Origin of the sequence: Burkholderia sp. JKS000303, assembly GCF_002563755.1 — a bacterium.
In the GTDB taxonomy this organism is placed as follows: Bacteria; Pseudomonadota; Gammaproteobacteria; order Burkholderiales; family Burkholderiaceae; genus Burkholderia; species Burkholderia anthina_B.
In genome coordinates this window covers 503,061-526,852 of record NZ_PDBZ01000002.1, presented here as the reverse complement: position 1 = coordinate 526,852, position 23,792 = coordinate 503,061, and the positions used below count along the sequence as shown (strand labels likewise).

22 protein-coding genes are annotated in these 23,792 nt (G+C 64.9%); 9 read left to right on the top strand and 13 right to left on the bottom strand.

From position 1 onward, the window contains the following. Positions 1-117 precede the first annotated feature (117 nt). From BX604_RS24395 to BX604_RS24380, 3 genes are all read right to left on the bottom strand, one after another. On the bottom strand, positions 118-1,074 hold the full coding sequence (locus BX604_RS24395; protein ID WP_179894905.1) for a flavin reductase family protein: 957 nt from the start codon (positions 1,072-1,074) through the stop codon (positions 118-120). A gap of 224 nt (positions 1,075-1,298) precedes the next feature. Beyond that, the gene (locus tag BX604_RS24385) at positions 1,299-1,985 is read right to left on the bottom strand and encodes a GntR family transcriptional regulator (protein WP_179894870.1); all 687 of its coding nucleotides are present in this window, start codon (positions 1,983-1,985) and stop codon (positions 1,299-1,301) included. A gap of 130 nt (positions 1,986-2,115) precedes the next feature. After that, the gene (locus BX604_RS24380; RefSeq protein WP_098554023.1) at positions 2,116-2,406 is read right to left on the bottom strand and encodes a DUF1330 domain-containing protein; all 291 of its coding nucleotides are present in this window, start codon (positions 2,404-2,406) and stop codon (positions 2,116-2,118) included. Positions 2,407-2,515: 109 nt separating this feature from the next. On the opposite strand from BX604_RS24380, the gene BX604_RS24375 reads away from it, so the two are divergent. The 7 genes from BX604_RS24375 to BX604_RS24345 all read left to right on the top strand — a co-directional run bounded on the left by BX604_RS24375 (position 2,516) and on the right by BX604_RS24345 (position 9,306). Next, entirely contained in the window at positions 2,516-3,118 is a 603-nt protein-coding gene (locus tag BX604_RS24375) for an amino acid synthesis family protein (RefSeq protein ID WP_098553404.1), read from the top strand. Further along, positions 3,087-3,905, top strand: coding sequence for an alpha/beta fold hydrolase (locus BX604_RS24370; protein ID WP_098553403.1), 819 nt, complete (start codon positions 3,087-3,089; stop codon positions 3,903-3,905). The genes BX604_RS24375 and BX604_RS24370 overlap by 32 nt, the downstream gene beginning before the upstream one ends. Before the next feature lie 2 nt (positions 3,906-3,907). Beyond that, on the top strand, positions 3,908-4,843 hold the full coding sequence (locus BX604_RS24365) for a flavin reductase (RefSeq protein WP_098553402.1): 936 nt from the start codon (positions 3,908-3,910) through the stop codon (positions 4,841-4,843). Positions 4,844-4,854: 11 nt separating this feature from the next. Beyond that, positions 4,855-5,892: an LLM class flavin-dependent oxidoreductase gene (locus tag BX604_RS24360; RefSeq protein ID WP_098553401.1), complete on the top strand. Its 1,038-nt coding sequence runs from the start codon at positions 4,855-4,857 to the stop codon at positions 5,890-5,892. A 12-nt stretch (positions 5,893-5,904) separates the two neighbouring features. Further along, complete coding sequence (locus BX604_RS24355) at positions 5,905-7,374, top strand: aldehyde dehydrogenase (RefSeq protein ID WP_098553400.1); 1,470 nt, start codon at positions 5,905-5,907, stop codon at positions 7,372-7,374. 114 nt (positions 7,375-7,488) lie between these two features. Next, positions 7,489-8,901 (top strand): purine-cytosine permease family protein, encoded by a 1,413-nt coding sequence (locus BX604_RS24350; protein WP_098553399.1) that lies wholly within the window; start codon positions 7,489-7,491, stop codon positions 8,899-8,901. A gap of 15 nt (positions 8,902-8,916) precedes the next feature. After that, complete coding sequence (locus BX604_RS24345; protein ID WP_098553398.1) at positions 8,917-9,306, top strand: carboxymuconolactone decarboxylase family protein; 390 nt, start codon at positions 8,917-8,919, stop codon at positions 9,304-9,306. A gap of 54 nt (positions 9,307-9,360) precedes the next feature. Here BX604_RS24345 and BX604_RS24340 read toward each other — a convergent pair whose 3' ends face one another. From BX604_RS24340 to fdhA, 10 genes are all read right to left on the bottom strand, one after another. After that, positions 9,361-10,410, bottom strand: a complete 1,050-nt coding sequence (locus BX604_RS24340; protein WP_098553397.1) for a porin — start codon at positions 10,408-10,410, stop codon at positions 9,361-9,363. Positions 10,411-10,548: 138 nt separating this feature from the next. Further along, positions 10,549-11,493, bottom strand: coding sequence for a betaine/proline/choline family ABC transporter ATP-binding protein (locus BX604_RS24335; RefSeq protein WP_098553396.1), 945 nt, complete (start codon positions 11,491-11,493; stop codon positions 10,549-10,551). 4 nt (positions 11,494-11,497) lie between these two features. Further along, positions 11,498-12,361 (bottom strand): ABC transporter permease, encoded by an 864-nt coding sequence (locus BX604_RS24330; protein ID WP_208450346.1) that lies wholly within the window; start codon positions 12,359-12,361, stop codon positions 11,498-11,500. A 128-nt stretch (positions 12,362-12,489) separates the two neighbouring features. After that, complete coding sequence (locus tag BX604_RS24325; protein WP_143748097.1) at positions 12,490-13,554, bottom strand: glycine betaine ABC transporter substrate-binding protein; 1,065 nt, start codon at positions 13,552-13,554, stop codon at positions 12,490-12,492. A gap of 129 nt (positions 13,555-13,683) precedes the next feature. After that, a complete protein-coding gene (locus tag BX604_RS24320; protein WP_098553393.1) occupies positions 13,684-14,934 on the bottom strand; it encodes an aromatic ring-hydroxylating oxygenase subunit alpha in 1,251 nt (416 codons plus the stop codon). Between the two features lie 579 nt (positions 14,935-15,513). Continuing rightward, positions 15,514-16,851 (bottom strand): spinster family MFS transporter, encoded by a 1,338-nt coding sequence (locus BX604_RS24315; protein WP_098553392.1) that lies wholly within the window; start codon positions 16,849-16,851, stop codon positions 15,514-15,516. Between the two features lie 30 nt (positions 16,852-16,881). Further along, positions 16,882-18,216 (bottom strand): NAD(P)/FAD-dependent oxidoreductase, encoded by a 1,335-nt coding sequence (locus BX604_RS24310; RefSeq protein ID WP_098554022.1) that lies wholly within the window; start codon positions 18,214-18,216, stop codon positions 16,882-16,884. 32 nt (positions 18,217-18,248) lie between these two features. After that, entirely contained in the window at positions 18,249-18,728 is a 480-nt protein-coding gene (locus tag BX604_RS24305) for a hypothetical protein (RefSeq protein ID WP_098553391.1), read from the bottom strand. A gap of 100 nt (positions 18,729-18,828) precedes the next feature. Next, positions 18,829-19,698, bottom strand: a complete 870-nt coding sequence (kynA, locus tag BX604_RS24300; protein WP_098553390.1) for a tryptophan 2,3-dioxygenase — start codon at positions 19,696-19,698, stop codon at positions 18,829-18,831. Positions 19,699-19,783: 85 nt separating this feature from the next. Then, entirely contained in the window at positions 19,784-20,986 is a 1,203-nt protein-coding gene (gene fdhA, locus BX604_RS24295; protein WP_098553389.1) for a formaldehyde dehydrogenase, glutathione-independent, read from the bottom strand. Between the two features lie 521 nt (positions 20,987-21,507). Between fdhA and BX604_RS24290 the strand changes: the two genes are divergently transcribed. Continuing rightward, complete coding sequence (locus BX604_RS24290; RefSeq protein WP_098553388.1) at positions 21,508-22,752, top strand: aromatic ring-hydroxylating oxygenase subunit alpha; 1,245 nt, start codon at positions 21,508-21,510, stop codon at positions 22,750-22,752. Beyond that, positions 22,680-23,783 (top strand): flavin reductase family protein, encoded by a 1,104-nt coding sequence (locus BX604_RS24285; protein ID WP_143748096.1) that lies wholly within the window; start codon positions 22,680-22,682, stop codon positions 23,781-23,783. Before BX604_RS24290 ends, BX604_RS24285 begins: the two co-directional genes overlap by 73 nt. Positions 23,784-23,792: the final 9 nt, after the last annotated feature.

The window sequence follows — 23,792 nt, the reverse complement described above, 5'->3', positions numbered from 1 at the left end:
AGCGGCGGTCATTCGAGCGCGCGTATTCAGGCCAGCGACGTCAGCCGTGCCGGCTTCTCGATCTTGTCTTCATGGTTTCGCCGCAATCGCGCGGCACGTCGCCATCGGCCGGCGCCGTCAATGCGCGTGGGCCAGCGCCTGGACCGTCCCGGCGTCCGAATCGCCGACGTAGATGCCGTACGCGTCCTGCCTGCGTTCGCGCACATAGCGTTCGAGCATCGAGCGCACCGCGTGATCGGCGATCGCGTCCCACGGAATCTGCCAGAGCGGCACGATGCGAATGCTGTCGTCGAACCACGGCGAACCGGTCGGGATCACGCGGCCGCGGTAATAGACGTGGACGCCCGGCTCGCGCTCGCCGGCCGCCTCGAATACGGCAAACAGGAAGTCGAGATGTGCGTTGAGGCCGAGCTTCGCGAGCACGCCGCGCAGGCTCGTCGCGTCGCTCGCCGGTTCCAGCTTGATGCCGGTCGGCAAGCGCAGGCCGTGAGGCGTATCGACGAGCACGAGCCCGTCGCGATGTTCGAGAATCGCGCCGACATGGGTGCGCGCGCCAGCGGCCGACAACGCATCCTGCGACAGGCTGAAATTCACGTACGCGCCCCGGCAATAGCCGAGCGGCGATGCATTCGTCTGCACGAAATCGACCACGCGGCCGATCAGGATGATGTGGTCGCCCGCGTCCACGACGTCATGCGTGCGGCAGTCGAAGCTCGCCGCCGCGTCGTGGATCACGGGGGCGCCCGTCTTGCGCGTGCCCCACGGCACCTGCGCGAACTTGTCCTGCGCCTTCGACGCGAACACGCCCGATACGTCCGCCTGGTTTTCCGCGAGCACGCTCACGGCAAACCGTTGCGTGGCCGAGAACACCGCGTGGCTCGATGCCGTCTTCGCGATGCACACGAGTATCAGCGGCGGGTCGAGCGACACCGACGTGAACGAGTTCGCGGTGAAGCCGCGCGGCGACCCGTCGGGCTGGATCGTCGTGACGACCGTCACACCGGTGACGAACGCACCCAGCGCACGCCGGAATCCGGCGATATCGAATGCCTGTTCCGCGATTTGTCCGGTCATCGACTCAGTCATGGCGTGCTCCCGTGATCACTCGTTACTCGATGAGATTATGGTATTCCATCTTATGGCCCACAACAATGCTCGTCGTATTATGGAATACCATGAGTCAAATCGGCAGACGAAACCGGACAAAACACCGGGCAAAACAAAAGGCCGCCGGCATTGCGTGCCGGCGGCCTTGGCGGATTGAACCGCGCGGGTCGCGGCCCGCGCGCGTGATGCGATCAGTCGTCGGTCGCTGCGTCGTCCTGCTGCGCGAGCGCCGACAAGGCCAGTTCCGAAACCCGCTTGATGTGCGCGGCGGACGCTGCCGACGCCGCGTCGCCGTCCCGTCGCTCGATCGCGTCGAGCAGGCGGTTCATCTCGCTGTTCGAGTCGCCGCCGCGGCCCGGCATCGCGATGGTCAGTGCGCGCAACCGGTTGATGCGCGCGTTGAGCGTCTTCACGACCGTCAGCGACACCTGCTTGCCGGCCGCCTCGAACAGCGTTTCGTAGAAGCGCTCGGTGTATTCGAGCACGCGCGGCAGTTCCTGCTGTTCGAACGCCGTTTCGATCGTCGCGCGGATCTCGCGCAGCTGCTGCACGACTTCGGGCGTCGCGCTTTCCGCGCAGGCGCGTGCGGCATTCGCTTCGAGCAGGCCGCGCAACTCGTAGATCTCGCCCACTTGCGCCGGATCGAGCCGCGCCACCACCGGGCCTTGCCGCGATACCGTCTCGACGAGCCCTTCGGTCTCCAGATGGCGCAGCACCTCGCGCACCACCGTGCGGCTGACGCCGAGTTCGTCGCAGAGCGTGCGTTCAACGAGCCGCGCGCCCGGCCGGAAATACCCCTGCACGATCGCGCCGCGCAGTTTGTCGAGCGTCAGTTCGCGCAGGGTTTTGGCATTGCGGTCGATTTTGAGGTCTTGCATGGGCGGCACTCGGAAAACGATTGTGTGTTTGGCATGTGCCCCGCCGGCCAGACGCCGGACGCGGGCATGGAATGCCATATTATGACCTAACTGTCATCACGCTTTCCATCCCGCGCCCATCCTGGCGCCGTCAATCCTCCAGCCCCTCGACGATCGCGACCTGCGCGCGGCAATGCCCGTCGCGCTTCGCCTTGGCCGCCTGATATTCCGGCGAGTGATAACAGGCCAGCGCCGTTTGCATGTCTGCAAACCGGATCACCACGTGGCGCTCGAACGACTCCCCCTCCAGCACCTGCGACGCGCCGCCCCGAGCGAGAAAGACGGCGCCGAACTTCCTGAACGCCTGCGGCGCGATGTCCGTGTAGTCCTTGTATTTCGCGGGGTCCAGCACTTGCACGTGGGCAATCCAGTACGCAGTCATTTTCATCTCCAGGGTCGGGAATGGTCGAGACACGGGTTAACACTCATGGCATGCCGTAACATGGTATACCACAATGAATCCCACAATCAACGCACGAAAGGAAGGTGCCATGAGCCTGATTCGGAAATCCGTCCTCCATGTCGAGACGCTCTACGTGGATGGCGACAAGGTCGCTGCCAAACCGCTGAAGATGATCGGCGCGGTCGCCGTGATCAAGAACCCGTGGGCCGGCCGCGGGTACGTCGAAGATCTGTCGCCGGAAATTCGCGCACTCGCACCGCAACTCAGCGAACACCTGACCAGACTGATCCTCGACGAAGCCGGCTCGGGCGACGCGGTCGAAGCGTTCGGCAAGAGCGCGATCGTCGGCCTCGACGGTGAAATCGAGCATGCGTCCGCGCTGATCCACACGCTGCACTTCGGCAACACCTATCGCACGGCCGTCGGCGCGAAGTCGTACCTCGCGTTCAACAACACGCGCGGCCCGGCCAATGCGCCGCTGCTGATCCCGATGATGGACAAGAACGACGAGGGCCGTCGCTCGCATTACCTGACGCTCCAGTTCTCGATTCCGGACGCACCGGCCGCCGACGAACTGGTCATCGCCATCGGCGCCGCCACCGCCGGCCGCCCGCATCACCGCATCGGCGACCGCTACAAAGATCTCGCAGAGCTCGGAAATGACGTCAAGAACCCTGCCGCTGTCCAGTAACCGCGTCGCGCACTACCTCGACCACGGGGCCGGCGAGCCGCTGGTGCTGATTCACGGTGTGGGGATGCAGGCGAGCGCGTGGTATCCGCAAATCGACGATTTGTCGCATGAATTCCGCGTGATCGCAGTCGACATGCCGGGCCACGGCACGAGCGATGCGCTCGACGCCAGCGCCGAGTTGCAGCAGTTCGTGCAGTGGGCGATCGAGTTCATCGAGGCGTTGCAGGTCGGCCCCGTCAACCTGGCCGGCCACTCGATGGGCTCGCTGATCGCCGCCGGCGTCGCCGTGACGCGGCCCGATCTGGTCAGGCGCGTGGCAGTCCTGAACGGCGTGTACCGCCGCACGGAGCAGGCGCGCGAAGCCGTGCTGCAACGCGCCGCCGAACTGCGCTCGGGCACCATCGACGTCGATACGCCGCTCAAGCGCTGGTTCAACGCCGACGAAGCGCAGCAAGTCGCCGCGCGGAAGGTGGAATCGTGGCTGCAGTCGGTCAACCTCGCGGGCTACGCCACCGCGTACACCGCGTTCGCGAAGGGCGACGAAGTGTATGCCGACGGCTGGCACCGGATCGCGTGCCCCGCCCTCGTGCTCACCGGCTCGGACGACCCGAATTCGACGCCCGAGATGGCCATGCAGATGGCGCAGGCCGCGCATGACGGCACCGCCGTCGTGATCGAGAACGAGCGCCACATGGTGAACCTGACCGCGCCCGGCCACGTCAATCGCGCCCTGCGAGCCTGGTTGCAGACCGAGCCACAGGCGGAACCCCTGAAATCGGAAGTGTGAACATGAGCCAAGTAACCCGCCAGGAAGCCCCGACGCTCAACACCCGCGAGCTGCGCGATGCGTTCGGCGCGTTCATGACCGGCGTGACGATCGTCACCACCACCGGCGACGACGGCCAGCCGCTCGGCTTCACCGCGAACTCGTTCTCGTCGGTGTCGCTGGACCCCGCGCTGCTGCTCGTGAGCATCGCGAAGACGTCGAGCAATTTCCAGACGTTTTCCACCACGGGCCACTTCGCGATCAACATTCTCGCGGAGGGGCAAAAGGAACTGTCCAATACCTTTGCGCGGCCGAGCGACGACCGCTTCGCGAAGGTCGGCTGGCACCTGAGCGCGCATCGCAATCCGCTCGTCGACGACGTCAGCGCGTGGTTCGACTGCACGACGCACGCGGTGATCGATGCGGGCGATCACGCGCTCATCGTCGGCAAGGTCGAGGCGTTCCATTCCGCCGGTTACGCGGGGCTCGGCTACTACCGCGGCGGCTATTTCACGCCGGCGAAGCTGTCGGCCGAAGTGATCGCCGGCCCGAAGGTCATCGTGAGCGCGATCATCACGCGCGACGACAAGGTCCTGATGGTCCGGACGGCCGAGCGCAAATGGGCGCTGCCGTCGAAGGAAATCGGCAACGAAGGCGCCGACAAGGCGCTCGCCGAACTCTTCAGGCAATACCAGCCGGATGCATCGGCCAGCTTCATTTATTCGGTCTACAACAATACCGAAACGCACTACCAGTACATCTCGTTCCTCTGCAGCGCACCGGACGAAGCGGCCGCCGCCGGCGAATTCGTGAGTCTCGACGACATCGAGGCCGACGCGTTCCAGGACAGCGCGCTCGCCAGCATGCTCGAACGCTATCGCAAGGAGAGCCAGTTGAAGAGCTATGGCCTGTACTTCGGCGATCACAGCACCGGCACCGTCCGCCCGCTTCTTTCCTGAAAGGTCACATCATGCGTTTTTCGCTTTTCGTTCACATGGAGCGCGTCTCCGAGCAGACCAGCCAAAAGCAGCTGTACGACGAGATGGTCGAGCTGTGCCAGATCGCCGATCGCGGCGGCATGCACGCCGTCTGGACCGGCGAGCACCACGGCATGGACTTCACGATCGCGCCGAATCCGTTCATCAATCTCGCCGATCTCGCGAACAAGACGAAGCGCGTGCGGCTCGGCACGGGCACGGTCGTCGCGCCGTTCTGGCACCCGATCAAGCTCGCCGGCGAAGCGGCGATGACCGACATCATCACGAACGGGCGACTGGAACTCGGCATCGCGCGCGGCGCATACTCGTTCGAATACGAGCGCCTGGCGCCGGGGCTCGATGCGTGGGGCGCGGGCCAGCGCATGCGCGAACTCATTCCGGCCGTGAAGAAGCTGTGGGAAGGCGATTACGCGCACGAAGGCGAGTTCTGGCAATTCCCGTCGACCACCTCGTCGCCGCTGCCGCTGCAACAGCCGCATCCGCCGATCTGGGTGGCCGCGCGCGACCCGAACAGCCACGAATTCGCGGTGTCCAACGGTTGCAACGTGCAGGTCACGCCGCTGCACTTCGGCGACGAGGAAGTCGAGAAGCTCGTCGGCCACTTCAACGCCGCATGCGAGAAGTTCAGCGACGTGCCGCGCCCGCAGATCATGCTGCTGCGTCACACCTATGTGGCGAGCAGCGAGGCGGACGCGCAGGTCGCCGCCGACGAAGTCAACGTGTTCTACAACTACTTCGGTGCGTGGTTCAAGAACGAGCGGCCGGTCAGCCGCGGGATGATCAAGCCGTTGAGCCGCGATGAAATCGCCGCCCACCCGTTCTATACGCCGGAAGCGATGCGCAAGAACAACGTGATCGGCACGCCCGCGGAAGTCATCGCGCGCCTGAAAGCTTACGAAGCGCTGGGCTTCGACGAGTACTCGTTCTGGATCGACACCGGGATGAGCTTCGAGCGCAAGAAGGCGTCGCTCGAGCGGATGATCAGCGACGTGATGCCCGCGTTCCAATGAGGTGCTGATGCCATGAATGGTCATTTTCAGCTGTATATCGACGGCCGGTTCGAACCCGGCGCCGCGACGTTCGGCAGCATCAATCCCGCGACCGGCGCCGTGTGGGCGCAGATGCCGGAAGCCCGTACCGACGAGGTGAACCGCGCGGTGGCCGCCGCCGGCCGCGCGTTGACCGATCCGCGCTGGGCGGGCCTGTCCGCGTCGGCGCGCGGCAAGCTGCTGTACAGGCTCGCCGAGCTCGTCGAGCAGGCCGCGCCGCGACTCGCTGAAATCGAAACGAACGACACCGGCAAGATCATCCGGGAAACGTCCAGCCAAATCGCGTACGTCGCCGAGTACTACCGGTACTACGCCGGCATCGCCGACAAGCTCGAAGGCAGCAGCATCCCCGTCGACAAGCCTGACATGCAGGTGTGGCTCGACCGGCAGCCCGTCGGCGTGGTCGCCGCGATCGTGCCCTGGAACAGCCAGCTGTTCCTGTCCGCGGTCAAGGTCGGGCCGGCCCTCGCCGCCGGCTGCACGCTGGTGCTCAAGGCGTCCGAGGAAGCGCCGGGGCCGTTGCTCGAATTCGCGCGCCTCGTGCACGAAGCGGGCTTCCCGCCGGGCGTCGTCAACGTCATTACCGGCTTCGGCCCGGAATGCGGCGCGGTGCTGAGCGGCCACCCGGACGTCGACAAGGTCGCGTTCACCGGCGGCCCCGAGACCGCACGCCACATCGTGCGCAACACGGCCAACAACCTCGCGAAGGTGTCGCTGGAGCTCGGCGGCAAGTCGCCGTTCATCGTGTTCGCCGATACCGATATCCAGAGCGCGGTGAATGCGCAGGTCGCCGCGATCTTCGCGGCGAGCGGCCAGAGCTGCGTGGCCGGCTCGCGCCTGCTGATCGAGGCGTCGGTCAAGGAGCGCTTCCTTGCGCTGCTGGTCGAGCGCGTGTCGCGCATTCGCGTGGGGTCGCCCAACGAGATGGCGACGGAGTACGGGCCGCTGTGTACCGAGCGGCAGCTTCGCAATATCGAGGCGGTGGTCGCCCGTTCGGTGCAGCAGGGCGCAAAAGTGCTCGCGGGCGGAGCGAAGCTGGAACGCGACGGCTATTACTACGCACCGACGATTCTCGACTGCACCGGCGTCGAGCACGCCGACAGCATCACGACGGAACTGTTCGGCCCGGTATTGTCGGTGGATACGTTCGAGTCCGAGCAGGAAGCGATCGAGAAGGCCAACGGCACGGCCTATGGCCTCGCCGCCGGCATCTTCACGACCAACCTCACGCGTGCGCATCGCGTGTCGAAGCGCGTGCGCTCGGGCATCGTGTGGATCAACACCTATCGGGCAGTGTCGCCGCTCGTGCCGTTCGGCGGCTTCGGCCTGTCCGGGCACGGCCGCGAAGGCGGCCTGAGCGCCGCGCTGGAATATACGACGACGAAGTCGGTATGGCTTCGCACGTCGGACGATCCGATCAGCGACCCGTTCGTGATGCGTTGAGCGGGCCGGCATGCGCCGGCAAGACCGACTCGAAGCCGTACAGACCCTGCCGTGCCACGCCACACAGAACCGCGCGCGTGGCACGACGGGGCCGGCAATAAAGATGGAGACACCATGAAGCAAGCGGAAAACGATAGCGGCGTTCTGGCGATCGAGAGCAACTCGATCGAGTATGTTCCCCCTGAGGCGCGGCATGGCAAGCCGGCCGACCTGTTCACCCTGTGGTTCTGCACGAACGTCGCGCCGCTGGCCGTGATTTCCGGCGCCACGTCGGTGCTGGTGTTCCACCTCGATCTGGTGAGCGCGATTTTCGCGATCGCGGCCGGCCAGTTCTTCGGCGCGATCTTTCATGCACTGACCTCCGCGCAAGGGCCGCTGGTCGGCGTGCCGCAGATGATCCAGAGCCGCGCGCAGTTCGGCCGCTACGGATCGCTGCTGGTCGTGGGATTCACCACGCTGATCTACCTCGGCTTCTTCGTGTCGAACATCATCCTCGCGGGCAAGACGCTGCATACGGCCTTGCCCACGGTGCCGGTGCACGTCGCGACGGTCATCGGCGCGGTGCTCGCGACGCTGGTCGGCGTGATCGGCTGCCACTTCATTCACCGCTTCAACAAGATCGGCGCATGGTTCATGGGCAGCGCGCTCGTGATCGGCATCGCGCTGATGGCGCCGAGCCTCGACGCGCGAATCTTCGCGCAAGGCCATTTCGATCTCGCGAACTGGTTCGCGATGTTCGGGCTGTGCGCGGTGTGGCAGATCAGCTTTGCGCCCTATACGTCCGACTATTCGCGCTATCTGCCGATTTCCGCCGGATTCGGGAAGACCTTCGCGTACACCTACTTCGGCACGTCGCTGGGCACGATCTTCGCGTTCCTGTTCGGCGTGCTCGCCGTCAGCACCGGGCATTCGACCGACGCGATGCAGGCGATCCGCGACCAGACCGGCGCGTTCGGCTACGTGCTGATCTTCCTGTTCCTCGTCAACATCATCGGTCACAACGGGATGAACCTGTACGGCGCGGTGCTGTCGTTCATCACCGCCGCGCAGACCTTCCGCCCGCACTGGGTGCCGGGCCGCAACGTGCGCGTCGGCGTGTCGGCGGCGCTGCTGGTCGCGTCGACCGTGACCGCATTGTGGGCGTCGAGCAACTTCATCTCGATCTTCCTCAACGCGATCTTCGCGCTGCGCATCGTGCTGGCCCCGTGGATCGCGATCAACCTGATCGACTTCTACCTGGTCAACCACCGCCACTATCGCGTCGCGGAAATCATCAGCAGCAATGGCGGCGTGTACGGGGCGTTCAACGTCAAGGCGCTGGCGATCTACGTGTTCGGCATCGCCGTCCAGGTGCCGTTCATGGACGAGAGTTTCTTCCACGGCCCGTGGGCATCGATTCTCGGTGGCGCGGACGTGTCGTGGATGGTGGGCCTCGTCGTCACCGCGCTGGCCTGCTACCTGTTCGCATCGAAGAACGGTGCGCATTCGCGCCGCGGCTGTCCCGCCGCTGCCGAAGCCTTGAAATAACCGGGGAATTCAATCATGAACGAAGATGATGCGCTGTTTCAGAAGGGGTTGCCGATTCGCCGCGAAGTGCTCGGCCCCGAGTACGTCGATGCGTCGATGGAAAAAGCCGACGCATTCATGATGTCGTTCCAGCGCACGACCACCGCGTGGGCCTGGGGGTGGGCCTGGGGCGACGACACGCTCGATCGCAAGACGCGCAGCCTGCTGAACCTCGCGATGCTCACCGCCGGCGGGCATACCAACGAGCTCAAGCTGCACGTCAAGGGGGCGCTCAACAACGGTGTGAGCGTCGACGAGATCAAGGCGACGCTGCTGCATGCGACCGCTTACTCGGGCATTCCGCACGGGCTCAGCGCGTTCAAGGCCGCGCATGAAGTGCTGGTGGCTGAAGGCGCGTTGAAGTAAGCGGTGCCGCGGGTGCGATCGACCTTTCGATCACGCTCGCCGCCCTCCTCGTCGTCAGAACTTGTGTCGGATGCCGATGCGCACCGCGGTCTGCACATCCGTGTTCGACGATGCACCCAATGCGGCCTCGGCCTGCGTCCCGAAGCCGTGATCGTGTGCCAGCGTGCCGACCAGATAAACGTCCGTTCGTTTCGACAGGAAGTAGTCGGCGCTCAGGATGACCTGGTTCGCGCTGCCCACGTCGTTGTTGCGGGCCTGGTACTGCAAGCCGCCGGCGAGCGACAGCGCCGGCGTTACCTGATAGCTCGCGCCGCCCTCGACCGTCGTCGCACGGGCCTTGTCCCCGCTCGACAGCCGCACGTCGGTGACATAGCCGAACACCCGGGCCTTGCCGATGTTGTACGCGGCGCCCGCGGCATATTCGACGGAATTGGCGGTAGCCGTCACGTTATGGATCGACATGTAGGCGAGCGTCGCGCTGAGCGGCCCGTTCGCATAGCTCACATAGAAATTGCTGGAGCTGTCCTGGCCCAGCGATCCGGCGATGTTGCCGAAGCCGTACATCGCGCCGAACGTAAAGCCGCCGATGGTCGGCGACTCGTACTTCACCGCGTTGTTGACGAGATCGCCCCACACGCGGTTATCGAGCGCGTAACCGCCTGACGCGTACGTCGGCAGGCTCCAGCCCATCAGGCCGGCCGGCGTATTCGCGGCGATCGCGTAAGCCGGGAAGTAATAGCCGATGAAATCGTACTGGCGGCCGAGCGTCACCGTGCCCCAGTTCCCGGCCAGCCCGACGAACGATTGCAGGCCGAACTCCGCGCCGCCTCCCAGCAGCTTGCCGGTGCCGACGTCGAACGAGCTTTCGAGCGTAAAGATCGCCTTCGTGCCGCCGCCGAGATCCTCGGTGCCGCGCATGCCCCAGCGGCTCGATTGGGCGACCCCCGACTGAAACTGAATCGACGCGCCCTTGCCGGACGAATCGGTGACGTGATTGGTATAGGTCACGCCTGCGTCGATCAGGCCGTAAAGCGTGACGGACGATTGCGCCCATGCCGCGCCGCAGACCAACGTCGACGAGACGGCAAGCACGATCTTTTTCATTCTGGACTCCTCTGTTATTGACTGATGAAACGGGACTTTTTCCGAGCCTGATTCGATCCGGCAGAGCGCGACTGCCGGGCGGCGCTACGGCATCGCGGGGGCGTTGCGCACTCGCGAACGACTGCGCAACGCTCGATCTCAGCTGGCTTCCACGAACCGGCGCACGTAATCGTTGGCCGGCGCGGTGCGAATCTCGTCCGGCGTGCCGACCTGGATCACGACGCCGTCCTTCATGATCGCGATCCGCGAGCCGATCCTCATCGCCTCGTCGAGATCGTGCGTGATGAACACGATCGTCCGCTTCAGCTCGGCCTGCATTTCCAGCAGGATGTCCTGCATTTCGCTGCGAATCAGCGGATCCAGCGCGCTGAACGCCTCGTCCATCAGCAGCACGTCGGGCTCGGAGACGAGCGCCCGCGCCAGCCCGACCCGTTGTCGCATGCCGCCCGACAGTTCGTCGGGGTACTTCCGCTCGTATCCCTTGAGCCCGAGCCGGCCGTTGATCCAGTCGCGCGCCACGTTGTCGGATTCCGCTTTGGCGTCGCCGCGGATCCAGCGGCCGAACACCACGTTCTCGAGCACCGTCTTGTGCGGCAGGAGCGCGAAGCTCTGAAACACCATGCCGATGCGGCGGCGCCGCATCTCGCGCAGCGCGCGCGAGCCGAGACGCAGGACGTCGGTCCCGCGAAACAGCAGCTCGCCGGAATTGGGCTCGATGAGCCGGTTGAAGTGACGCACGAGCGTCGATTTCCCCGAGCCGGACAGCCCCATGATCACGAAGATCTCGCCTTCGCGAATCGACAGCGACACGTCGCGCACGGCAACGTTGCAACCGGTCTGCTGAAGGATGTCGTCTTTCGGCATACCGGTTCGCGCCATCGCGATCGCCTCGTCGACGCGGCCTCGGTGCGGGCTGAAGACCTTGTACAGATGGCGCAGCTCGAGTATCGGCACGTCCGTCGTGCGACCGGCCGCGCCGGAAGCGGTGCCCGATTCGCGTCGAGCCACGGTTTGTCCGTGCGACACGCCGGCCGAATCGTCGTCGAGCGACGTGCGGGTATTGCGAAGCGTAGAAGATTTCATGGCGTCACTTCCGAACCTGGCGGCGGGCACGCTTGCCCACGCCGAAAGACTGGGTAATCCGGTCGAACACGATCGCGAGAATCACGATGGCGGCGCCGGCCAGGATGCCCTGACCCATATCGAGATTGTTGATACCGGACAGCACGTCCTCGCCCAGCCCGCGCGCGCCGATCATCGATGCGATGACGACCATCGCGAGCGACATCATCACGGCCTGGTTGACGCCGGCCATGATCGACGGCATCGCGAGCGGCAGCTCGACCGCGACCAGTTGCTGCCACGATGTGGCGCCGAACGAACGCGATGCCTCGATGACGTCCTCCGGCACCTGGCGCAGGCCCAGGTCGGTCAAGCGGACGAGCGGCGGGAGTGCGTAGATCATCGTGGCGAAGATCGCCGGCACGCGACCGAGCCCGAACAGCATCACGACCGGAATCAGGTACACGAACGACGGCAGCGTCTGCATCATGTCGAGCACGGGATTGCATACGCGCGCCAGAACCGGGCTGCGAGAAATTGCAATGCCCGCAGGAACGCCGACGAGCGTCGTCAGGATCAGCGCGGTCAGCATGATCGCGCAGGTCGCCATCAGCTTGTCCCACAGCCCGAGGCAGCCGATCACGTAAGTCAGCGCCATCAGCAGCACGGCCAGGCCGACACGGCGGGCGCCGGCCCACGCAACCACGCCGATGGCCGCGATGACCAGCGCGGGCGGCGTGGCCTTGAGCGCCGCCTCGACGGGATTGAGCGCATAGAGCAGCAATACGGCGCTCACGTGATGAAACACGTCACCGTAGCGCGCGACGACACCGGTAAAGAACCGGTTGATCGCATCGCCGAGGTCGAGCGAATAGAAGATACCGTTCACAACAGTTCCTTTGTCTTTCAGGCGGGGACCACGGACGGGCAGCGCCCGGGGCATCGCATGCACGTCACGGCGACGGCCCCGAGCGGTGTTGGCTTACGCCGTCGCGCACATGGCAACGGCTTCGCGTGTCACTTCAGGCTGGCCGTCACTTTTTGTGCGGCCGCAGGCGGCACCCATTGGGCGACGAGCGACGGATTCGCTTTCAGGAAATCCACCGCCGCCTGACGCGGCTGCACCTTCTCCGTCGCCATGCGCGCGATCGTGCTGCTCAGCGCGCCATTCGAGAACTGCACCTTCTCGAAGAGCGACATCAATGCCGGGTCGGAATCCGCGACCGAATTCGACACCACGACGCGCAGCGAGGTCGGCGGCGATGCCGAGCCGCACGGATTCGGATCCTTGCTTCCGTTGATGGTCTTCCAGCAGGCTGCGTTGTACGTCGGCTCGTCGAGCTTGACGGCACGGAAGCGACCGAGAATCGTCGACGGCTCCCAGTAATAGAACAGGATCGGCTTGCCGCGCGTGAAGGCCGATTCGATGGCGGCGTCGAGCGCCGGCCCCGAGCCCGGGTGGAAGTCCGTGTATGCGGCACCGATCTTGTAGGCCTTCATCTTCTGCGCGGTGTCGGACTCGCACTGCCAGCCGATCGGGCAGTTGTACAAGCGGCCGTGCGACGGATCTTCCGGATCGGCGAATACCGATTTGTACCGCGGCAGATCCGCGACGCTCTTCAGGTCGGGTGCAAGCGGCTTGATTCCGCGTGCGGGGTCGCCCTTGATCACGTACTCTGGTACGTAATAGCCTTCGACGCTGCCGCCGTTGACGAGCGACCCGACGATCTTGACGCGCCCGTCCTGGACCGCCTTCTCGTACGCCGGCGTACGACCGGCCCAATACTCGACCATCACGTTCAGGTCGCCGGTCGTGATCGCCTGCAACGCGATCGCATTGGTCGCGCTCATCAGCTCGGTCTTGCAGCCATAGCCCTTCTCGAGCACGTAGCGCACCACCTCGGTCATGAACTTGGCGCTGTCCCAGCCCATTTCGGCGAACTTGACGGGCCTGGCCGCCGAGCACCATGAGGACTGCGTAGTGTCGGCCGCATGCGCTTGAGCGCTTGCGAATGCTGCGGCGCCGACGCCGCATGCGACGAGCGTCCGTACCGCCTTGACCTGGAAAATCCGTTCGAACATGTTCCACTCCACCCGATGATTGATCTGGATGACCGGCTTCGCCGCCTGGATCGGCGGCACGGCCGGGCGAATGCTTACTGCTGGGTGTCTACCGCGTGCCGGCGCGGATCGACCTGTTCACGATCGCCGTCATGCGGCGTGGACCGGCAACATCGGGCGCGACTGTGCGAGACCATCGCGCATCGCGTCGAGATACCAGTCGATGAAGGCCATCACGCCGCTCTCGACGAGCGGCGAATACTGCCCGGGTTCATAGCCGTTCGAGTTGATGCCGAGCTGGTTCGTCTCGACGAGCCGCTGATCCTGTTCGTTCGTCGCTTTCCAGACCGCCGTCAGCGTGTCGAGGTCGTAGTCGACGCCTTCGACCGCGTCTTCGTGGACGAGCCATTTCGTCGTGACCTGCGTCTCGCGCGGGCCGAGCGGCAACAGCCGGAATGCGATCGCGTGATCGCCGAGCGCGTGATTCCACGTATTCGGGAACCGCAGCAGGCGCAGCGAGCCGACATCCTGCTCCGGCAGCGTGCCCATGACCCGCGTGCTGGCCGGCTCGCCCGACATCGTGAACGACAGGCCGCGCTCCATCGCGGCCCGGATCAGCCGGTATTCCGGCGCTTCCTCGACCGGCGCATACGGCAATCCGGCCGCCGCCCACCGCGCTTCGTCGCGTGCCGTCTTCTCGGCGAACAGCACGCCATCGCTGCCGTAGCGCGGATCGGTCGGCCCGTCATACTCGGAGATCGTCCGCAGCAGCTCCGGGTGGTTCGCGCTGCAGTGATAGCACTCGCGGTTGTTCTCGATCACGAGCTTCCAGTTGCCCTTCTCGACGATGGTCGATTCGAATGCGACCTTGGCATGGTCGAGGCCATGCGGCGCGAGATACGGGGTGACGCGCCGGCTGAACGACGAAAAGTCGTCGGGCTGGTCGGCAAGGCTGATGAAGATGTAGCCGGCCACGACTTCGCAGGCGACCGGCTTCAATGCATGCTGCGACGCATCGAACGATTCGCCCATGTTGCCGGCGAATGCGAGCCTGCCGTCGAGCCCGTACGTCCACTGGTGATACGAGCAGGTCAGCATGCGCGACGAGCCGCGCTCGCCCGCGCAGATTCTCGAACCGCGATGCCGGCAGGTGTTGTAGAACGCCCGGATCCCGCCGTCGCGATCACGGATGACGACGATCGACGATTCGCCGACCGTCAACGTGAACCAGTCTCCGGGGCGCTTGATCTCGCACGACAGGCCGGCGAACAGCCAGTGGCGCTCCCAGATCAGCGCCATGTCGGCGGCGAAAAGTTCGGCATCCTTGTAGAACGCCTGGGGCAACGGGCGGCCTGTCACACAGTCGGCCAGCAGCGCGTTGAGCTTCTTCGAATCGAACATTGAACGTCCCGCACGTCAGTCGTTGCATGCCGTCGTTTCCGGCGACACGGCGACACCGGTGTGTCGTTGCGGCCATTTCATGACGACATAAACGGCTCGACAAATCACTATTTCTGGTTCGATGCATGACAATTCACATGCAACTATCGTCAGACCACGCAGAGCCTTCTGTATCAAGGCAGGTGCGTGAACCGCGCGAATGCGGTCGATGCATGCGGACGACACCGCGTAGGTGTTAGTCCTTAAGCTGCGACTTCCTCTCTTCGGCGAATACGCCGGCGAGATCGACGGCGACGAGGCGTTGCTGCCACGCATGTGTCGATGGCATGCGGCGAGTCGAGACGAGGAAACGGAACGCGTGCGGGTCGATACACGACCGCAAACGGGATGCTGTCGGCGAACGCCGACAGAACGCGAACGGCATTCGGGGGAAGACGCGACGAAATCGCGAAGAAAGCGACGTCGCAAGATGAAAGGACGAACGCGCCCGAGCGGGCGCGTTGTCTGTCGTGAGAATCCCGGCCGGGCGCCGGGCACGCGTTCACGGGGATCGTGTTACCTCGCCCCCCGATTCACGAATCAGGTGCCGCGCGCGGGCGTGCCATGGATCGCCGCGGAAGACCTGTCGGCTTCCCCGGAACGCATATGGCGCGATGCCAGATAAAAGTGCCACGCCGCCCAAAGCCCCGTCAGCGAGACGAGCACAAGGACATATCGAAGCGACTCGACGGGGTTCGAGATATGCGGCGCGATGGCGTCCGACAGAAACCCGACGGCTTGCGGCGCGATGACGAGATTCGCGACGTTCGTCACGAACACGATGATGCCGATGACCTGGCCGCGCATCGCCGCCGGTGTGAGGTTCTGCGCCATCGATGCCGACGGGCCGATATACACGTAGATCGTCGGCACGAAGATCCACAACATCAGGTGCGTCACCGGAAGCGACGTCGATGCGTACGCAACGAACGAAGGCACCGTGGCCAGTGCGGTCACGAGCGCGACGAGCCGCGCCTGCGAAAAGCTCGACGACGTGCGCGGCCGGCTCAGTACCAGCGCGGTGGCAAGCATCGCGAGCCCGCCGCCGATCCCGTGAATCGCCCCGAGGATCTCGCCGGCATCGCCCACCCCGAGATGGAAACTCCGGACGAGAAACGAAGGGGTCCACCAGACGAGCCCCCAGCCCCAGAACGTCAGGACCGTGGTGCCGGCGATCGCGTGGAACAGCGCCTTGCTGCTGCGGATGTGACGCAGGGTGTCCTTCAGCCCCGCACGCTCCATCGCGCTTTCCGGCTTGTCGAACACGCCGCGACGCGGCTCCTTGAACCCGAGCATCAGGATCGCCGCGAGCGGAACACCGATGCAGCCGAACACCAGCAGGACCGCGCGCCACCCGTAATGCTCGGCGATCCATCCGCCGCCGGCGGAGCCCATCAGCGCGCCGACTGCCGCGCCGACGGAAAAGAGGCTCATCGCCGTACCGCGCCTCGCGGGGGAAAACTTGTCCGCCAGCAGGGAAACCGCGCACGGCATGCAACCGGCCTCGCCGATCCCGACGCCGATGCGCGACAGGAAGAACGTGAGCGCGGTGCTGCTCGCGCCGCACAGTACCGTGAAGCCCGACCAGACCGCCAGTGCGACGCTGATCATGCGCTTGCGGTTCACGCGGTCTGCCAGCAGGCCGAGCGGCAGGCTCAGCGTGACGTAGAACAGCGCGATGGCCGTGCCGGTCAGGAACCCGACTTCACTGTCGGTCAGCCGGAATTCATGCTTGATGGGTTCGATCAATGTCGACACCACATAGCGGTCGGCAATGTTGACCGTATAGACCAGCGTCAGCAGGAACAGCACCCACCATTTCGTGGCGCTCCGTTCGCTTGCCGCCGGGGCGGCTTGATACCGTGTCTCGCTCTTCATGTTTGTCTGATGTCTCGTTCTCGTATTCTGCTACTTCTCGGTGCGGCCCATCCATTTCTGGGCCGCGAGGTAACTTCTCACACCAACGTCGAGGAACGGCCGTCGCGGCAACAGGTCCGGCGCGCCCAGCGCCAGCATGTCGCCGATCAGCGGATGTCCGGTATCGCAGGCCAGCTCGGCGATGAGCGCGCCGGCCGTGGTTTGTTTCGCGATGCCGACACCGTTGCAATTGACCGCCGCATGGACGTTCTTCGCCAGTTGCCCCCAGCCGGGCGCGCCGTTCTGGCTCAGCGACAGGTAACCCGCCCAGAAATGCTCGAGCGACACGTCTGCCAGCATCGGAAAGCGGGCCTTGAACAGCACCGCGTGCGTACGCTTCATGCGCTCGCGCAGCGATGCCGGGCAACGCAAGGTCGGGGCGAACTGGAACCCGTACCGGAACAGGATGCGGAAGTCCTGCGTATAGCGCAACGTGGCGCCGGCGATCCCGTGAGCCGGTGTAATGCCCCAGTCGTGCGTGCCGCCGAGCCGTGCGCGCTCGTCCGGCGTCAACGGCCGCGACAGGCTCGCGAAGAGCACGAACGGCAGCAGCTGCCGCTCGAAATACCCGAAGCGATTGATGAACGCGTTGTTGGTGAGGATCGCGTGGCGTGCGGACAACCGGACGCCGTTGCGCAACGTCGCCACGACGGACGCCCCCGGCTCGATATCGAGCACCGGCGAGTTCTCGAACAGCTGCACGTTCGCCGGGAGCGAATCGGCCAGCCCGCGCGACAGCGCGGCCGGATTCAGCAGCCGGGTGCCCGGCGTGTGGATCGCGCAATCGTAGTAGCGTGTGCCGAGCCGCGCGTGCAGCGCGTCGCCGCGCAACACTTCGTATGGCTCGCCCAATGCATCGAGCTCGGCGATCGTGGCACCCAGCAGCTTGCGGGAGATCTCGGGCGACACCGCGCAGTCGTATCGGCCGCTTTTGCTCCACTGGCAGTCGATCGCGTTCGTGCTGACCAGCTCATCGAGCGTATCGATGCCATAGCGACTCAGTCGCATGTGTCGATACCCTTTCTCGGTGTTGCCGGGATCGTGGTCGTTGTTGTGCGGCAGGTCGATCGCGAATCCGGCGTTGCGGCCATGCGCGCCCTCGCCGACCGTTTGCGCGTCGACGAGCGCGATCGTATGGGACGGGTTCAGCAGCGCCAGCCGCCGGGCCGCCGACAAACCCGCATAGCCGGCACCGACGACCAGCCAGTCGAAGCTGTCCGACCGCTGCGCCGGTGCATGCGGAACGCGCGCGGGCAGGATCGCCGACCAGCCGTTCGTGTTGTCGTCCGCGGGAAGCAATTTCTCTGAGGATACTGAAGCGTTCATGCTGCATTCCGTTTCTAGGGGGCTCGCGTGCATCAGCCGGCCGTGACGACGAAGAAGAATTCCGCGTCGCAGCCGGAATACGTGACGACCGACCCACGACTGAGCGACAGCACGTCGCCGGCCCGTGCAACCAGATGCCGCCCGTCGCAGGTCACGGCGAAGGCGCCGTTAAGCACGTGGATCACTTCGTCGTAATCGAGCGTCTTGGCTGGCGTCTCGCCCGCCTTCAACCGGCCGAAGCCGGACGCCAGCGAATTGCCGGCAGAACGCACGGCCCACGCGATGCCGCCACCGCCGTCCTCCGCGCCGCCCCGTACTTCCCACACGGCATCATCGGCGCGTGTGAGCGCCGTCGTTGCAGAATCATTCATATGCACAATCGTCGATAAGGCCCGTTTGAGTTCAATTCCAGGAAAGCCGCGCCGCGCGCCGAAAGCCGAAATATCACATGTAAAGCATGCGCAAATGCGTGGAATGAACGGTCCGCGCACACGCTTCAACGCCGGCGACATGCCGCCACCCCGTCACGAAAATCACTCGCCGTCCGGCGACCAGGCGCGGGGCCCGAGCCCGACATGCGCGACGTCTTCCTGAGCCGCGAGGCGGCAAGCATCAGAGTTCCGTTCGCAGCTTCCACAGCTCCGGAAACAGCACGACGTCGAGCGTCTTCCGCAGGTATCCGACGCCTTCCGTGCCGCCCGTGCCGCGCTTGAACCCGATCACGCGTTCGACCGTCGTCAAGTGGCGGAAACGCCATTGCCGGAACGAGTCTTCGATATCCACGAGCTTTTCGGCCAGCTGGTAGAGGTTCCAGAACCGTTGCGGATCGCGGTACACCAGCAGCCACGCGTCGGCCACGGACGCGTTGTAGCGTGTCGGCTGGGTCCAGTCCGCGTCGAGACGGTCGCGGTCGACAGGCAGGCCGGCGCGCGCCAGCAGCCGGACGCTTTCGTCGTACAACGACGGCTGCTCGAGCGCATCGCGCAGCAGCGTCACGCTGTCAGGCCGATGCTCGTGCGGGCGCAGCATCGCGCCGTTCTTGTTGCCGAGGATGAATTCGATCTCGCGGTACTGGCACGACTGGAACCCCGACGACAAGCCGAGGTAAGGCCGCATCGCCGTATATTCCGGCGGCGTCATCGTCGCGAGCACGCTCCACGCCTGAACGAGTTGATCCAGAATCCGCGACACCCGCGCGAGCATCTTGAACACCGGCTGAATGTCGTCGTTGCGAACGCCGATCCTGGACGCGCGCAGTTCGTGCAGCATCAGCTTCATCCACAGTTCGGATGTCTGGTGTTGAACGATGAACAGCAGCTCGTTGTGGTCGGGCGACAACGGATGTTGGGCCGTGAGGATCTCGTCGAGATGAAGGTAATCGCCGTAACTCATCGACCGGGCAAAGTCGAGCTGCGCGTCGTGCCAGCCGCCGTCGGCTGCCGGCTTCTTGTCCGGCTCATGTCCCGAGAATGGGCATCCCATTTTGCATTCCTTAGTGCGTTGAGTTCCGGAACCCGGCTCGCGATGCGATGGCGCACCCGTTTTTACCGGCTCCGGATTGGCTGGCTCACGCGGCGGACTTGAACACGCCGTGCGGATCGATAACGAATTTCTTCGGCACGCCGGCATCGAATTCCGCGTATCCCGACGGCGCCTGGTCGAGATCGATCACGTTGACGTTCACGACATTGGCGATATCGAGGCGGTCCCACAGGATCGCCTGCATCAGGCTGCGGTTGTATTTCATCACCGGCGTCTGTCCGGTGAAGAACGAATGCGACTTCGCCCACCCGAGCCCGAAGCGGACCGACAGGCTGCCCTTCTGCGCGGCGGCATCGCCCGCCCCCGGATCGTCGGTCACGTACAGCCCCGGAATGCCGATCTTCCCGGCCACCCGCGTGACTTCCATCAGCGAATTCAGCACCGTTGCCGGGGCTTCGGCCTGCGAACCGGCATGCCCGTGGCCGCGCGCTTCGAAGCCGACGCAATCGATCGCGCAATCGACTTCCGGCTCGCCGAGCAGATTCGCGATCTGGTCGGCCAGCGGCGCGTCGTCGGAAAGATCGACCGTCTCGAAACCGACGCGCCGCGCATGCGCGAGCCGCGCGGGATTCACGTCGCCGACGATCGTGACCGCCGCACCCAGCAGCCGCGCCGATGCCGCCGCGGCCAGCCCGACCGGGCCGGCGCCCGCGACGTACACCGTCGAGCCCGGCGCCACCCCAGCGGTGACGGCGCCGTGATATCCGGTCGGCAGGATGTCGGACAGGCACGTGAGATCGCGGATCTTCGCCATGGCCCGGTCGCGGTCCGGGAACTTGAGCAGGTTGAAGTCCGCGTAAGGCACCATCACGTACTCCGCCTGCCCGCCGATCCAGCCGCCCATATCGACGTATCCATACGCGCCGCCGGCTCGCGCGGGGTTCACGCCGAGACACACGCCCGTGTTCTGCGCCTTGCACATCGGACAGCGTCCGCACGCCACGTTGAACGGCACCGAGACGAGATCGCCCTTTGCGAGCGTCAGCACGTCCGAGCCGACCTCGATCACTTCTCCCGTGATTTCGTGTCCGAGCACGAGCCCCGCCGGGGCGGTGGTCCTGCCGCGCACCATGTGCTGGTCGGAGCCGCAGATGTTGGTCGCGACGACCCGAAGGATGACCGCGTGATTGGCCTTTCGGCCGGCCGGATCGGACAGCTCCGGGAAGGCGATGTTGCGCACCTCGACCTTCCCGGGCCCGACATAAACAACTCCACGATTTCCTGACATGACGTCTCCGGATTGTTGTCGCCGGGAACCGGGCGCCGTCTGCGCGACGCGTGTCCTGATTCACGGCATTGCGAAAGCAGTGCGATGCAAGCGATGTCCCGCATCATCCGAGCCGCAAAATCCGTCGTCAAAGCAGTTTTTCTGATCTATCGCATGCGAATTTGCATACAAGGCCGTTGCAGACCTGCGCCATGTCGCCGGGTCTCGCACTGTATGAATTTGCGCATGTCATCGAATTCGGCCCGAGCGCCGTGAATCATGCAAAAGAGAGGTGCAGGCGCAACATGTTTCCGCCACACATTCGCGTGCCACGCACCGCCGGGTGTCCTTATTCACATTGCTCCGCCGAAACCGGACATCGTGAAAACCCCGGGCCATCGACCGATTTCCGGTCACGTTCATGACCACCAAAAATTCATGCAAAACATCAGTTTTCATCGGTTGCACACCTGTCTTCAAGCAGGTCAAATCGGCTCATGCATTCATTCCTTATTGCATTCGAAACCCAACCGAACACCACCATGCTGTCGAACAGTCAACTCAACTCGCTCATCGAGTCTCGCGTGGCCGGCCGGTCGCTGCCGCAGCCGTTCTACACCGACGACGCCGTGTACGAACGCGACCTCGAACTGATCTGGGAACGCCAATGGATCTTCGCCGGCGTGGCGGCGCAGATCCGCACGCCCGGCAACTGGTTCACGCTCGAAGTGGGCGCGAGCTCGATCGTCGTGATCCGCGACCGCAGCAACACGATTCGCGCGTTCTACAACACGTGCCGGCATCGCGGCTCGCGAATCTGCGCCGGCGACGAAGGCTCGTCCGGGACGCTCGTGTGCCCGTATCACCAGTGGACCTACGGCCTGGACGGCAAGCTGCTGTTCGCCCGCGAGATGGGCGTCGAGTTCGACGCATCGCAATACGCGCTGAAGCCCGTCCATTGCGAATCGGTCGAAGGCTACATCTTCATCTCGCTGGCCGCCACGCCCGCGCCGTTCGACGAATTCCGCCGGCAGGTCGCGCCGTATATCCGGCCGCACGGGCTCGACCGCGCGAAGGTCGCGTACCAGTCGACCATCGTCGAGAAGGGCAACTGGAAACTCGTCCTCGAAAACAATCGCGAGTGCTACCACTGCTCGGCAAGCCACCCCGAACTGCTGCGCACGATTTCCGAGTTCGACGGGCCGACGGACCCGCGATTCGGCGGCGACTATGCGGAAAAGTGCGAGAAGGACGAAGCGCGCTGGACCGCGGCCGGATTACCGTACAAGCCCATCGAAACGTCCGACGGTTACCGGATGGTGCGCGCCGCGATGGAACGCGGGCTGTCGTTCACGCTGAGCGGCGAGCTTGCGTGCAAAAAACTGCTCGGCACCAACGAAGACGCGGACGTCGGGTCGTTGCGCCTGCTGCGGTTCCCGAATACGTGGAACCACGTTCTGTCCGACCACGCGATCGCGTTCCGGCTGCTGCCGCTGAGCGCGACGGAGACGCAGGTCACGACCTGGTGGCTGGTGAATGAGGACGCCGTGGAAGGCGAAGACTACGACCTCGACGATCTCACCGCCGTCTGGAAGGCCACCAACGCGCAGGACCAGCGGCTCGTCGAAGCCAATCAGCAAGGCATCCACTCGAAGGGCTATCAGCCGGGCCCGTACTCGCCGCTCGTCGAGCGCGGCGTCACGGAGTTCATCGAGTGGTATCTGGCGACACTGACGTCCGAGTTGACCAGCGCGCCGAAGATCATTCCCGTGGAGTGCATCGCATGACGAACGGCAGCGCTTTCATCGACGCACAGTGCGTCGACATTGCGCGCGAGAACTGGAACGTCAAGACCTTCCGGTTTTCGCTGGCGCACCCTCAGGAGCCGGCCCGGTTCGAGGCCGGGCAGTACGTGACACTGAGCGTGGACACCGGCAGCGAGACGCTCTACCGGTGCTACACCATTTCGTCCGCACCGGACGCGCACGGCAACGCGACGTTCGAGATCACGGTCAAGCGCTCGCCCGACGGCGCGGTCTCGACCTGGCTGCACGACCGGCTCGCCGTCGGCGACCGCCTCCAGGTGTCCCGCCCGGCGGGCGACTTCGTATTGCCAACCGATCCCGCCGAGCCTTTGCTGTTCGTCGCGGGCGGCGTCGGCATCACGCCGCTGATCTCGATGGCGCGCGCGGTGCATGCCCGCGGCGGCGGTGCGAACATCCAGTTCCTGCAGTTCGTGAGGACACCCGGCGACATCCTGTTCCATGACGAGTTGTCGCGCATGGCGCGCGCATCCTGCGGGATCACGCCGCATTTCTATACGTCGGACGAAGCGAGCGCGGAATTTTCGTCGGGGATGCTGTCGCGGGAGGTGCTTGATCGCGCGACGCCGGACTGGACGTCACGACGTGTGCTGTGCTGCGGGCCGGACGCGTTCATGTCCGTCATGCGCACGCTGTTTCTGGAGCATGGCGGCGCTGATTCGCGCTTCCATCAGGAGCGGTTTCAATTGCCGGAACAGACGCCCGCGCACGTGCCGGACACGCTCCGCATAGCGCGGCTCAGCTTGTCACGATCGTTGCTGGCGCTCGACTGCCCACCCGGGACGGCCATCCTCGATGCGCTGCACGCGCTGCCGAACGGCCCCAGGGTTCCGAACGCATGCCGTTCAGGCGTCTGCGGCACCTGCAAGCTTCGCAAGCTGGACGGGCGCGTCGAGATGCATCACAACGGCGGCATCACCGATCACGAGATCGACGAAGGCTACATCCTGCCCTGCTGCTCCGTACCGCTGTCGGACGTCACCCTCGAGCTCTGACGAAGCCGG